The 12,777-nt window shown below is 36.7% G+C and carries 13 protein-coding genes; 5 read left to right on the forward strand and 8 right to left on the reverse strand.

Going from position 1 to position 12,777, the window contains the following annotated elements; all coding sequences use genetic code 11:
* Positions 1 to 98: 98 nt before the first annotated feature.
* From AB1397_02810 to AB1397_02820, 3 genes are all read right to left on the reverse strand, one after another.
* Entirely contained in the window at positions 99 to 923 is an 825-nt protein-coding gene (locus AB1397_02810; GenBank protein ID MEW6481923.1) for a hypothetical protein, read from the reverse strand.
* Positions 920 to 2,200 carry a hypothetical protein gene (locus AB1397_02815; GenBank protein ID MEW6481924.1) on the reverse strand — a complete coding sequence of 427 codons (1,281 nt, stop codon included), beginning with the start codon at positions 2,198 to 2,200 and terminating at the stop codon, positions 920 to 922. Before AB1397_02815 ends, AB1397_02810 begins: the two co-directional genes overlap by 4 nt.
* Before the next feature lie 167 nt (positions 2,201 to 2,367).
* The gene (locus tag AB1397_02820) at positions 2,368 to 4,038 is read right to left on the reverse strand and encodes a proline--tRNA ligase (protein MEW6481925.1); all 1,671 of its coding nucleotides are present in this window, start codon (positions 4,036 to 4,038) and stop codon (positions 2,368 to 2,370) included.
* Positions 4,039 to 4,286: 248 nt separating this feature from the next.
* On the opposite strand from AB1397_02820, the gene AB1397_02825 reads away from it, so the two are divergent.
* The 5 genes from AB1397_02825 to AB1397_02845 are packed head-to-tail and all read left to right on the forward strand — an operon-like array spanning position 4,287 to position 8,491.
* Positions 4,287 to 5,030: a prepilin peptidase gene (locus AB1397_02825; protein MEW6481926.1), complete on the forward strand. Its 744-nt coding sequence runs from the start codon at positions 4,287 to 4,289 to the stop codon at positions 5,028 to 5,030.
* Between the two features lie 14 nt (positions 5,031 to 5,044).
* Complete coding sequence (locus tag AB1397_02830) at positions 5,045 to 5,767, forward strand: HEPN domain-containing protein (protein MEW6481927.1); 723 nt, start codon at positions 5,045 to 5,047, stop codon at positions 5,765 to 5,767.
* A complete protein-coding gene (aroC, locus tag AB1397_02835) occupies positions 5,742 to 6,845 on the forward strand; it encodes a chorismate synthase (protein ID MEW6481928.1) in 1,104 nt (367 codons plus the stop codon). The genes AB1397_02830 and aroC overlap by 26 nt, the downstream gene beginning before the upstream one ends.
* Positions 6,835 to 7,314: a YaaR family protein gene (locus AB1397_02840; protein MEW6481929.1), complete on the forward strand. Its 480-nt coding sequence runs from the start codon at positions 6,835 to 6,837 to the stop codon at positions 7,312 to 7,314. The genes aroC and AB1397_02840 overlap by 11 nt, the downstream gene beginning before the upstream one ends.
* Before the next feature lie 7 nt (positions 7,315 to 7,321).
* Positions 7,322 to 8,491 carry a cofactor-independent phosphoglycerate mutase gene (locus AB1397_02845; GenBank protein MEW6481930.1) on the forward strand — a complete coding sequence of 390 codons (1,170 nt, stop codon included), beginning with the start codon at positions 7,322 to 7,324 and terminating at the stop codon, positions 8,489 to 8,491.
* Here AB1397_02845 and AB1397_02850 read toward each other — a convergent pair.
* The 5 genes from AB1397_02850 to AB1397_02870 all read right to left on the reverse strand — a co-directional run.
* Positions 8,481 to 9,197, reverse strand: coding sequence for a CsgG/HfaB family protein (locus tag AB1397_02850; protein ID MEW6481931.1), 717 nt, complete (start codon positions 9,195 to 9,197; stop codon positions 8,481 to 8,483). The genes AB1397_02845 and AB1397_02850 overlap by 11 nt on opposite strands.
* A 20-nt stretch (positions 9,198 to 9,217) precedes the next feature.
* Positions 9,218 to 9,751: a UbiX family flavin prenyltransferase gene (locus AB1397_02855; GenBank protein MEW6481932.1), complete on the reverse strand. Its 534-nt coding sequence runs from the start codon at positions 9,749 to 9,751 to the stop codon at positions 9,218 to 9,220.
* Entirely contained in the window at positions 9,748 to 10,398 is a 651-nt protein-coding gene (locus AB1397_02860; GenBank protein MEW6481933.1) for a DUF3307 domain-containing protein, read from the reverse strand. The genes AB1397_02855 and AB1397_02860 overlap by 4 nt, the downstream gene beginning before the upstream one ends.
* Positions 10,361 to 12,124, reverse strand: coding sequence for a GAF domain-containing protein (locus AB1397_02865; protein ID MEW6481934.1), 1,764 nt, complete (start codon positions 12,122 to 12,124; stop codon positions 10,361 to 10,363). The genes AB1397_02860 and AB1397_02865 overlap by 38 nt, the downstream gene beginning before the upstream one ends.
* A gap of 209 nt (positions 12,125 to 12,333) precedes the next feature.
* The coding region (locus AB1397_02870; protein ID MEW6481935.1) for a ParA family protein at positions 12,334 to 12,777 on the reverse strand (444 nt) is incomplete at its 5' end.

Genomic DNA, 12,777 nt, shown 5'->3' on the forward strand with positions numbered 1-12,777 from the left:
ATTAGAAGGGCTTATGGTTATAGGGATAAGGAGTATATGAAACTAAAAATTATTCAAGGTTGTTCCTCTATCGGTGTCTTTAAACCCTATCCCTATCCTCATGCACCATAATTCACGATGAGCCAGGGTGAAAGAAAGAAGTATTTTAATACATCTAAAAAGTAAGAGGTTATAGGATTTACCATTATCTGATGATAGTAAAGATATTTTGCATAAAATGTTTGTGGAAGCGGCTTTCCAGATACTATTAGATTAAAAAGGATTACAGGAAGTATGAGCAATAGAAATGAAATAGTATAGCCCAGGGGAAGCCTCTTTTTATAAATAGAGGTAAAAAGAAAAAGAAAGAACATAATAGCTCCTTCTGGTCGGGTAATTGCAAGAAGACCAACCAGGATTCCTGTAATTATTGAACACCCCCTTTTTTCAAACGAAAGGAGAGAAGATAAAATAAGAAGAATAAACAAAGAAACCTCCATTCCCGAAATTGCAAACCATATTGTATGCCATTCTAGCAGAAAAATCCCAGATGATAAAAGTGCAATAATCCTTGATTTTGAAAGAGATAGGGCAAGAAAATAAAAGATAAATGAAGAAAGGATGATAAGGAGAATTCCAAAAATATGAACTATGATTACAACCTCGCTTGTAAAAATAAAAAAAGTGCTTATAAGCAATGTCCAAAGAAAAGAGCTGGATGTGGCAGTTTGGTGAGGAGGATTGAGCGAAAAGCCTTTTCCTTCACTAAATGAGCGGGCAAGATTAAGGTGAATATAGGGGTCATCGCTTGAAAAGCTAATTCCTGCCCTCTTAAATCCATTATATTCATAAAATGATACTAATAATAAAAAGAGAAGGATAAATATTGCCCCTACTGAAATGGTGGTTAATATTGAAATATCCCTTTTCTTTTTTGGCTTCACTGAAGTTTTGGAGAGTAAATCCATGTATCACCAATAATTCCTTCAAATACATAATTCTGCCTAATGGAGGATAAAATTTCCCTTGTAAACCTCTCACTGGTTAAGTAAGATGGATTTGAAAGGTCTGAGTTTAGCAATACCTTTGAAAATATCTTATTGTTAATCTCATTAATTATCTTTTCTTGATCCCATTTTTTTTCTCTTGCTAGTTGGCTCATAATAAATGGATAGAAGTATATATCTTTTCCCGATAATAAAATGTATCCCGTCCCTTTCTCTTCTGAAAGAATTTTGCCTTCTGTTTTAGAAATAAAGGAAAGAAGGGCTTTGTCTTGAGGGACTTGCGATTCAAGCGAGATAGTTTTAATAACCTTATGATATGAAGTAAAAATATATATAAGGAGGATGGAAAATATTATCCCATAAAAAAATTTATTTTTTGAATTATAAATCTTAAAAAAACCAAGACCGCTTGCTAGAGATAAAACTCCTGTTGGCTCAAATAAATAGTGGTAAGAAGAGCCTACCTTGCCAGAGGCAAAAAGGGGAAGTAAAGAAAAGAGAAGATAAAGAAATATGGGCTCTTTATATTTCTTTTTCAAAATAATCTCTATTATATAAATTGGGGAGAAAACAAGAAAAAGCCAGTTCTTCTCTATAAATTTATCAAGATATATGTAGAATCTTTCTAATTCATAAACATTAGCATTATATGTAACAAGATGTCTAAAAACCTCTCCCTTTGTGATAAACATCAAAATAAAAGAGGGGATGGTAAAAAGGATTAAAAAAAGGATAAGAAAATTAATTGCCTTGTTTTTCTTTCTTTCAGTAATAAAAATACATGTTATTACAGCCAACAAGGCTGCAATGTTTGATTGTTTTGTATAAATTGCAAACAAAAAGGCAATTATTGGAAAAATAATTTTTTGCTTCTTATAAAAAAGATAGAATCCTAAGAAAGAGAAAAAAACACCTGCCATATCTACCCTATAAAGCGCGGTAGCGGAATATATGTAATCAATGTGGAGGAATAAAAAAGAAAAGATTAAGGCAATATAAATATTCTTTGTCTCTTTTTTTAAAATCAAAAAGAGCAAAGTAGAAACCAATAAAATGCTAAAAAGCGATATAAGGCGGCCAGAAAGAAAGCCAAGCCCAAGAAATGGGACAAGAATTAGGTTCAATAAGGGATATAGAGGAGGGTAGTTATTAGCAATATAGAAAGAATTAATCTCTGTATAGAGAGCTTTTTTTTCATATAAAAGCTTTGTCATATTCATCACCAAACCTTCTCCGTCCTCTATTGGATATAAATAAAAGGCAAAGGTTAATGAATTATATAAAAAACAGAAAAAGCCAGGAAGTAAAAAAAGAATGGAGATAATTAAGGCTATGTTTCCAATATCTTTTTTCCTTAAAACATCTTTTTTCTTTTTCAAATTTACAATCTGTTTACAATCTCATTAAGACTTAGAAATTCTCTCTTTTTTGTTTTTCTTTCTACAAACTCTATTTTTTCGCGGGTAGATTTTTTTCCAATGATTATCTGGTAGGGAATGCCAATAAGGTCAGCATCGGCAAACTTTTTCCCTGGGGTTTCCTCCCTGTCATCATATAAAACATCAATGTTTTTCTCTAGCAAATGTGAATAAATCTCATCTGCCAATGCCCTATTTTCAATGTTTATGATAATGGAAGAAAATGGGGCAATCTCTTTGGGAAAAATTATCCCCCTCTTGTCATAGTTTTGTTCAATAACAGCGGCAATTATTCTGGATACGCCAATCCCATAGCACCCCATAATTACCAGGTTTTTATCCCCATTTTCATTTAAAAATCTCAGTCCCATTGCCTTTGAATATTTTGTCCCCAATTTAAAGCAATGGCCAAGCTCAATCCCTTTTATTTCGGAAAGAATGCTTTCACACTTTGGGCAGGGATCATTTTCTCTTGCTATTTTTAGATCAAAGAAACCTTCTACCTTAAAATCCCTCTCTATGTTTGCATTTATATAGTGAAAATTTTCTTTATTTGCACCCAGCACAAAGTTTTTCCCCTCTTTAAGGGAATAATCAGCAATAATTTTGCAATTAAGCCCAATTGGACCAGAAAATCCCAAAGGAGCTCCGGTTATTTTTTCTATTGTTTCACTATCTGCCATAGAAAGCTCCTTTATATTTAATGCCTTTTTAAGTTTTGTCTCATTTAATTCGCAATCCCCACGGATAAGCACAGCAATTATCTCAAAGTCTGCCTTTAGAATCAATGTCTTTATCAATTCCTCTGGTTTTTTAGAAAGATAGCTTGAAACCTTCGCCACACTCTTAAGATTTGGCGTCTCAACCAACTTAAGCTCCATCTCTTGACCCTTGACCCTTGACCCTTGACCCTTGACTCCTACCTCGGTTTTTTCAAGGCTTGCCGCATACCCACATTTTTCGCAAACCATCACCGTATCCTCGCCATTCTCAGAGGGGACAATAAACTCATGGGAGAATGAGCCTCCGATAATCCCTGCCTCTGCCTCAACGATTACAAAATTTAATCCACATCGTTCAAAGATTCTCTTATATGCGCTAAAGAAGTCTTTATATGTCTTTTCGCAAGATTCTTCGTTGTGATGGAATGAATATGCATCCTTCATTAGAAACTCCCTTGCCCTAATCACCCCTCCCCTTGGCCTTGGCTCATCCCTAAATTTTGTCTGGATTTGATACAAGGAAAAGGGAAGCCTTTTATATGATTTTACCACATCCCTTACCATATCGCAGATAACCTCCTCGTGGGTTGGACAAAGCCCAAATTCATTTCCCCTCCTATCCTTTAGCCTGAACATATCATCGCCATAAGCCTCCCATCTCTTTGTCTCTTTCCAACGCCCTGAAGGTGAAAGAGAAGGCATAAAAAGCTCAATTGCACCGATTTTACTCATCTCCTCCCGAACAATTTTCTCTACCTTTTTTAACACCCTAAATCCAATAGGAAGAAAGGAATAAACCCCAGAGGAGAGCATTTTTATAAGCCCTGCCTTTAGCATCAGCTTGTGGGAGATTAAAGGGGCATCCTTTGGCTCCTCAATCAATGTCTGAAAGAAGTATTGACTTAGCTTCATTGATATATTTTATATTTATCAAACCTTCCTTGACAAGGAAATTTAAAGAGAAGCTAAACGCGTAGCTTGACACAATATCTATTTCAAAGTATAATAAAAATGAATGGTAAATTGATAGGGTTTGTTAAGGCTATAAATAAAGACTAAAATCTTTAGACTATAAAACTTTAATTTCAATACTTAAAAGGGAAAAAAGAATATTATCATAGAACCTATCGTTATTATCTAACATAAATTTTAAATAACAAATGTTTAAAGGCATTTTATTTATCATTGGTGCGGTGTTGGGAAGCTTTTTTAATGTTTGTATCTATAGGCTACCCAAGGATATTTCTATTGTGTTCCCTGGCTCATTTTGTCCAAAATGCAATGTTTCTATAAAATGGTATGACAATATCCCCATCTTAAGCTTTTTTGTCCTTAAGGGAAGATGCAGGCATTGCAAAGAAGGAATTCCCATTCGCTATCTTTTGGTTGAGGTTTTAACGGCTTGCCTCTATTTTTATCTTGGAAATTTGTATGGATTAAAGCTAGAGCTTTTGATTTGGCTGTTTTTCTTTTCCCTGCTTATTTTAATTGCCTTTATTGACCTTGAGACATTTTTTGTCCTGGATAAAGTAGTATATCCAGGGATTGCGGTGGGAATTCTTCTCTATATTTTTCTATGGAGGGATTTAGAGCATATCCTTGGGCTTGTTTTTGGAGGTGGTCTTATATTCCTTGTGGCAAAGCTCTCCTCACTTATCCTTAAAATGGAGGGAATGGGAAGTGGAGATGTATGGATAGTAGGCTTAATTGGGCTATTTCTTGGCTTTAGGCTTCTTATTTCATCTTTGCTTATTTCATCAATATTTGCTATTATTATTGGAGGCTCTCTTATCCTTATGGGAAGAAAAAAGAGGAGGGATTATATCTCTTATGGCCCATACCTTGCATTTGGTGCCCTTGTCTCATTTGTCTTTAAAGAGAGAATATCTTGCTTATTTCTCTAATTTTTGGTATTAATATGGACATTGAGAGGCTTCTTGATAATTTTAAAGAATACCTATTGACAAGTGATATTAAAGGAAAAATTGCAAAGATTATTCTTTTTGGTAGCTGTGCTAAAAAAACCAATGTTTCCTCCTCAGACATAGACATTCTTATCTTTACCCTTAATGGTAAAGGTATTGAGAGACCGCTTATGGATAAGGCATATACATTTATGATGGAGCATAATGCTCCCTTTGAAATTCTTATCTCAAGCATTGATTCTCTATTTTTTCAAGATTATTTTGTATATAATGTCCTACAAAATGGTAAGGAGGTTTATTCTATGGAAAAAGAAGAAATAAAAAGGGAGGCGATGAAGGATACAACAGAGCTCTCACAAGAATATCTGGAGGGAGCAAAAGAGGTTTTTAAGAGAAAAAGGATCCGCTTAGCAATAGATGCGGCATACAACTCTGCCGAGCTAGCCGCAAAGGCACTCATCCTTTTAAAACAAGATGACCTACCAGGAAGTCATGGCGGTGTAGTCACTCTGTTTGGTCGTCTATATATAAAAACAAACGAAGTAGCACCAGAGATAGGTTATAAGTTAAATATTGCTTTAAGGATAAGAAACGAGGCAAGGTATAAACCAAATGCATTATTAACTAAAGAGAATGCACAAGAGGTTATAGGCTTAGCTGAAGATTTAATAAAGCTCATCTTAGAAAAAAATGCTACGATTTTTAACCGCCGGTGAATCGCACGGTCCATCTTTAACTGTAATCCTTGAAGGCCTTCCAGCCGGGCTTTTTATAGACAAAGAAGAAATAAATAAGCAATTAGCAAGAAGGCAAATGGGCTATGGAAGGGGAGGAAGGATGAAGATTGAAAAAGATGAGATAGAGATTACCGGAGGGATAAGAAAGGGATATACACTAGGAAGCCCATTATGTATGAATATAAAAAATAAAGATTGGGAGAATTGGAGGGAAAAATGGGATAATGTAGAACCAATTCTTTCTCCAAGGCCAGGTCATGCTGACCTTTCTGGAGCAATAAAATATGGACATTCTGATCTAAGGAATGTCTTGGAAAGGGCATCTGCAAGGGAAACAGCGGCAAGGTGTGCGGTTGGTTGCGTCTGTAAGGGCTTTCTTTCTAATTTTGGTATTGATGTTTTAGGATATGTTGTTTCAATTGGAAAGATAAGGACAAAGAGGTCTCCTAAAACATATGCTGAAATAAATGGCTCACCTTTATTCTGTGCAGATTCCATAAAAGAAAAGCTAATGATAAAAGAAATAGACAAGGCATCAGAAAATGGTGATACACTTGGTGGAGTGTTTGAGATAAAGGCAATTGGTGTTCCGGTTGGCTTGGGTTCTTATGTCCATTGGGATAGAAGGCTGGATAGCCTTCTTGCCTTTGCCTTGATGAGCATTCCTGGAATAAAAGGGGTTGAAATTGGTCTTGGTTTTGAGGCGGCAAAGAGGTTTGGTAGCAAGGTACACGATGAAATATTTTACAAAAATAAATTCTATAGAAAGGCAAACAATGCAGGTGGAATTGAGGGGGGAGTAAGCAATGGAGAGCCAATTATTATCCGATGTGCGATGAAACCCATTCCAACCCTAAAGAAGCCCCTCTCCTCAGTAAATATAGAGACAAAGGAAAAAACAAAAGCTGTGGTTGAAAGGGCTGATGTTTGTGCTGTCCCATCTGCATCTTTTATTGGAGAGGCAATGACAGCATTTATCATTGCAAATGCCTTCCTTGAAAGGTATGGCGGCGATAATATGAAGCAGATAGAAAAAAGATTTAAAAATGAAGGTTGAAGAGGCACATACAAGGTTTAAGGAATTTGAGGAGGCAATGGGTGTAGGAAGGGGAAAAAGGACAAAAAAGACACAAATAGTAAAGGAAAAGGAGGAAAAACCACATCCATTTGCTGAAAAAATCAGGGAAGAAACCCTGAAGGCATTAAAGGAGGAGCTTTCTTCCCTTATTTTAAAAATAGAGGAGAAGGGAAAGGTTCTTCTAAATAGCCCAACTTATGAAAACCTTATAAATTACAAGGAGCTGGTTGCAACATTTGTCCAATATGCTGTGCAGAATATCTGGCAGCTTGAGGAAAAGAAAAGTGGAAGGTTTGCCAGAACACAAAAGGTTCATCTTATTTTAAAAAGGATAGACGAAAACCTCCTTCTTTTAACCGATGAGGTTTTAAAAAAGGAAAGGGATGTTTTGCGTCTTGCCAGCACAATAGATGAAATACAAGGGCTTCTTATTGACCTATTTTCATAATTCTTAAATGAAATATATTATCATTGTTCCTGATGGAATGGCTGATTATCCAATAGATGGAAGAACACCCCTAGAGATAGCCCATACACCAAATATGGATAGGCTAGCAAGGGAAGGAATGATTGGGACAACAAGAACCATCCCAGATAATATGCCAGCTGGCTCTGATGTTGCTTGCCTTTCTTTATTAGGATATGACCCAAGGGTTTATTATAAAGGAAGGGCGCCTCTGGAGGCTGCAAGTATGGGGGTTTTTCTAAAAGAGGATGAGGTTGCTTTCAGGTGCAATCTTATTACGGTAAGGAATGGAATAATAACGGATTTCAGCGCAGGTCATATAAAAACAGAGGAAGCAGCAGAAATTATAAAATTTATCGACAAAGAATTGGGAAGTAAAGAAATAAAGTTTTATCCAGGGGTAAGCTATAGGCATTTGCTGGTTATTTCTTCTTCAATAATTGAGGATCCATTTGAGATTACCTGCATACCACCCCATAACATTACAGGATGTGATTATTTATACCATTTTCCAAAAGGAAAAGGGGCTTGTATCCTTACCGGGCTTATGGAGGAATCAAGGGATATATTAAGGGGAAGGGAGAATGGAAATATGCTCTGGTTTTGGGGTGGTGGTGTTAAAATGGACATTCCAAAGATAACAGAGAAATTTAATATTAAAGGTTCTGTTATTTCTGCGGTTGACCTGATTAAGGGTTTGGGGGTATTGGCAGGTTTAAAACCAATAGAGGTTCCTGGAGCAACCGGCTATTTTGATACAGATTATCTGGCTAAAGGAAAATATGGACTTAAGGCATTAGAGGATAATGACCTTGTTTTTATTCATATTGAAGCACCAGATGAGGCAGGACATAACAAAAACCTGGAGCAGAAGATAAAAGCAATTGAGGAGATTGATGAGAAGATTATAGGTTTTATCCTTTCTAATTTAAATTGGAAAGCAAGGATTCTTGTCCTCTCAGACCATCTTACACCTGTATCATTAGGAAAACATACCAGCGAGCCAACCCCCTTTATCCTATGGAGTAATGCGGAATTTAGAATAGAGAATGCGCCATGGAAAATGAAGAAGGTAGAATTTTTTAATGAAAAAGAGGCAAAAAATGGCATTTTTTTAGAAGAGGGAACAAAATTGATTGAAATCCTTTTTAATACTTAAAATATTCCTTTGGTGTATTCTCTGAAATATATTTTACCGCCTCTTTTAGACAAACCCTTATCGCCTTTTCCATTGGTGTTTTTGAATATTTTGAAAGCACCCCTCCTAAGGGAAGAGAGCCAAATATACCTCCTGCCAATATTCCCAGGTCAACCTCCTTTGCCTCCCCCTCTATCCTTGTTGCGGCTAAAACCTCACTTGTAGCAGAGGAAATTATCCTAATGTCCATCGCCAGATAGGATTTTTTAAATGCACCACCAAGAGCACCCAGCCAACCTGGACCAAATCCACCCACACCACCGCCCCTCTTTTCCGCACCTGGCTCCCAGCCTGTTATAGCAGCTATGACCAAAATATCAGCACCCCTAATCTTTCCCTTTTCTACCGTAAAACTTTCATCAACATATCCACTCTCACTTAAACCTATCTCCTCTTTTATGCTTCCTAATTCCTCTCTTTCCAAAACCTTAAACCTCTTTGATTGAACAAGGAGAGTGGTTAGCATATCCCTTAATCCATCTCCTGCACCTATATCTTCTTTTTCTGCCTTCCACTCAAATTTAGAAACAGCCAGAGATGCCTTTAGCCCTGAATAGGGAGGAAGCTCTGCCTCCATTGATGTATCAACCCTTGCCTTTGGCTCAGTGGAGGTTGCCGCACAACCACCTATTAACAAACCCAAACCTAAAAAACATATTGCCTTCATTCTTCTATTTTATAAAATTTTCATTCCCTTGTCAACAAGGAGATAACCTTTCTTACAATAAAGTCTACAAGGTCATCTATTGTTTTTGGAGCTTCATAAAACCCAGGCATTGCAGGAACAATATCTGCTCCCATTCTTCTTAATATTAGCATATTTTCAAGGTGGATTTCAGAGAGGGGTGTTTCCCTTGGCACAAGAATAAGCCTTTTTCTTTCCTTAAGGCAAACATCAGCTGCCCTTTGGATTAAATTCTCTGAAGCTCCTTGTGCTATGGCAGATAGGGTTTTCATACTACAGGGGCAAACTATCATACCCAAATTTAAAAAAAAACCAGAGGCAATTTCAGAATCCATATTTTTATAATCAACAAAGGAGATATTTGGTAGGGAACAAAGGTGATTCTTAAGCTCTATTCCAAGCTCCTTCTTTCCAACAAGAATACCATTGTCTGAAATCATAAGAGAAACCCTGTATTCTTTGCTAATCGCCTCAAGGGTTTTCTTTCCATAAATAATACCAGAGGCGCCTGTGATCGCGAAGATTATTTGCTTCACAAAAAAATTTTTAAAACCAGGCCGCAAAACACAGCAATTGTGGTTGAGGCAACAAGGTCAAGGGCTGTATCGGCTTCTTCTTTGAAGAAAAATCCCCTTGCCATAAGAATAAATGGAATAGCAAAATAAAATGGCACAGGAAGAAGAATAAAGGTAAGCAATACCATCCTTTCAAATGCACCATACCAGCTCATTTTTGAAACAACCACCAATGTCTCATATCTATAAAAAAGCCTTTTGAAATAAAATAAAAGTATCATTGAGGCTGGTCCTACAATGCAATAAAAGGAAACATACTTAACCTGTAAAAGGGAATAGATATTTTCACAAGGCCAAAGATGAGCGACAATTAAAATAATCACAAGATGAAAAATTTGGTCTAAAATAAAAAAGATAATGTTATTCAGGCTAGGCCATTTGTCTGTCATCTTTATCTTTAGCCAATCAAATAAGGTATGCGAAACAAAAAACAAAAGAAGGCTTACAGGCTTTAGCAAAAGGGGGGGAACGAGGATAATCACAAGCAAAACACCCACACTGCTATGAAGCATTACACCCCAAATACTTCTCTTTTTTAGCTCAAATAGACTCCTTGTCTGGAGGGGAAAATCAGCTAGTAAGTGGGCTAAAAGCAAGTTCCATATCATCTTTTGATTTTATTCTTCCTTTTTTATATGCAGAAATAAACGCATCTGCGCATCTTTCATCAAATTGGCTTCCTTTGCACCTTTCTATCTCAGCCAAAGCTACCTCTGGCTCTCCCCCCTTTCTATAGGGCCGGTCAGAGGTCATAGCATCAAAGGTATCTGCTACAGCTATAATCCTTGAGAAAAGGGGAATATTTTCTCCCGACAAACCATCTGGATAGCCTCCACCTTCAAACCTTTCGTGGTGGTGTTTAATAGAAGGGGTAATATCCTTAAGCTTTTTTATATGCTCAATAATATTTGCCCCTGTTCCTGGGTGCTTCTTTATTTCTCCAAATTCATCATCGGTAAGCTTTGCAGGTTTTCTCAAGATTTTTTCATCTATGCCTATCTTTCCAATGTCATGAAGAAGGGCTGATAATTTAAGCTGGTTTATCTCATCTTCTAATAGACCCATCTCTTTTCCTATGGCAAGGCTATATTCACAGACCCTCTGGGAGTGTCCATGGGTATATGGGTCCTTTGCATCAATGGTTGCGGTAAGGGATATGATAATGGAAAGAAATAGGTCTTCAAGCTCTTTGTAAAGGGATGCATTCTCAAGGCCAATGGCAATCTGAAGGGCTATTGCCTCAAAAAGCTCTATATCCTCATCGGCAAATGTCCCTCCTATTTTGTTTATCGCCTGGGCTACACCAATTATTTTGTCCTTTATCCTAAGGGGAACACAAATAATAGACCTTGTTTGAAACCCAGATTTTTCATCTGCTTCTTTAAAGAACCTGGGGTCTTTGCTTGTATCAGGAACAACCAAAGGCTCTCCCTTTTCTGCCACATATCCAGCAATGCCCACACCCAAAGGAATCCTTATCTCCTTTACGCCCTCTCCTTTTTTCCCTAATGCAACCTTGAATATAAGCTCATTTTTTTCTTTGTCCAAGAGCATTAAAGAACTCGCCTCAGCCCTCATTAGCTGAGCTACAAGCTTCATTGAGACTTCTAAAACCCTATCAATGTTTAAGCTTGAATTTACTGTCCTGGCAACCTCTGTTAAGACGGTCTTCTCTGAGACCTTTCTAACCAGGTCATGAAAAAGGGAGGCATTTTCAATAAGAACACCTATCTGATTTGCAATACTTCCAAGAAGCTCCTCATCATCCCTTGTAAAAGCCTCCTTTCCCAATGTATTGATAACCTCAATAACACCAATTATCTTCCTTTTTGCCTTCAAGGGAACGCAAAGGAGATTGTATGGAAGATAGCTTATTTCCTCTGCAATATCCCTTTTAAACCTTTTGTCTTCTAAGGGATTTGGAACAATTAAGGGTTCTCCATTTTTTGCTACCCAGCCTGCAATGCCCTCTCCTAATGGAACATCAAATTTCTTTACCTCATCCGCCATCGGCCCCTTTGCCACTTTGAAAATAAGCTTTGTTCCACTTTTGTCTAAAAGGAGGATACTTCCTGCATCGGTTCTCATAAAACGAAGGATAGAATCCATAATCAATGAAAGGAGGTCATCTACCTCAAGGTCTAAGCCAAGCATCTCATTTATCTCCTGAAGGATTTCTGCTTTTAATGAAATTGCCTCTAGTGAGGAATAGATAGTCCTTACCCTCTCCTCCCTCTCCTTGGTTCTTTCCTGGATTGTAGAAAGCTCTGATTCTAATCCCGCAATTAGACCCCTTAAAACCCTAACATCCTTTTCTAAAATTGTTTTGTCCATAATTTAAGTATAACCTAAAAAATTATAAAAAGCAAGAAAGAATTTTTATTTGTTTAAAATTCATCCACTTTTAAAAATTTTGAATTCTAAATTTTGAATTTTGGATTGAAGGTTTAAGTTTTATAAAATTTTTCCCCTTTTAATTCAAAATTCAACATTCAAAATTCATAATTTTATAAAGTTTTCCTTAAGATTATCTAAACACCTACCTAAATTTTGTTTTGCTCTATTATCTCCTTTGCAAGCTCAAAATAGCTTAAAGCACCCTTTGATGCCTTGTCATATAAAATAGCAGGCTTTCCATAGGATGGAGCCTCAGCAAGCCTTATATTGTTAGGAATGACGGTTTTGTAAAGCCTGTCTTTAAAATGTTTTTTTACCTCCTCAAAGATTTCATAGGAAAGCCTTGTCCTTGGATTAAACATTGTCATTAAAACACCCTCAATAGAAAAATCTGGATTAAAACTTTTTTTTACCTTCTTTATCATCTCAAGAAGCTCAACCAGCCCCTCTAAGCCATAATATGAAATCATAATGGGAATGATAATGGAATAAGAGGCAACAAGCCCATTTAAAGTGAGAATCCCTAAAGATGGCGGAGGGTCAATAAATATATAATCATACTCAGAAAGCCCTTCAATAGCGGTTTTAAG

Source organism: bacterium, assembly GCA_040756715.1.
Lineage (GTDB): Bacteria > UBA9089 > UBA9088 > UBA9088 > UBA9088 > JBFLYE01.

Bases quoted from the DNA above. Each gene is read 5' to 3' on its own strand.
- AB1397_02815 (MEW6481924.1), bottom strand. From the start codon at position 2,200: ATGACAAAGCTTTTATATGAAAAAAAAGCTCTCTATACAGAGATTAAT.
- AB1397_02820 (MEW6481925.1), bottom strand. From the start codon at position 4,038: ATGAAGCTAAGTCAATACTTCTTTCAGACATTGATTGAGGAGCCAAAG.
- AB1397_02825 (MEW6481926.1), top strand. From the start codon at position 4,287: ATGTTTAAAGGCATTTTATTTATCATTGGTGCGGTGTTGGGAAGCTTT.
- AB1397_02830 (MEW6481927.1), top strand. From the start codon at position 5,045: ATGGACATTGAGAGGCTTCTTGATAATTTTAAAGAATACCTATTGACA.
- aroC (MEW6481928.1), top strand. From the start codon at position 5,742: ATGCTACGATTTTTAACCGCCGGTGAATCGCACGGTCCATCTTTAACT.
- AB1397_02840 (MEW6481929.1), top strand. From the start codon at position 6,835: ATGAAGGTTGAAGAGGCACATACAAGGTTTAAGGAATTTGAGGAGGCA.
- AB1397_02845 (MEW6481930.1), top strand. From the start codon at position 7,322: ATGAAATATATTATCATTGTTCCTGATGGAATGGCTGATTATCCAATA.
- AB1397_02850 (MEW6481931.1), bottom strand. From the start codon at position 9,197: ATGAAGGCAATATGTTTTTTAGGTTTGGGTTTGTTAATAGGTGGTTGT.
- AB1397_02860 (MEW6481933.1), bottom strand. From the start codon at position 10,398: ATGATATGGAACTTGCTTTTAGCCCACTTACTAGCTGATTTTCCCCTC.
- AB1397_02865 (MEW6481934.1), bottom strand. From the start codon at position 12,124: ATGGACAAAACAATTTTAGAAAAGGATGTTAGGGTTTTAAGGGGTCTA.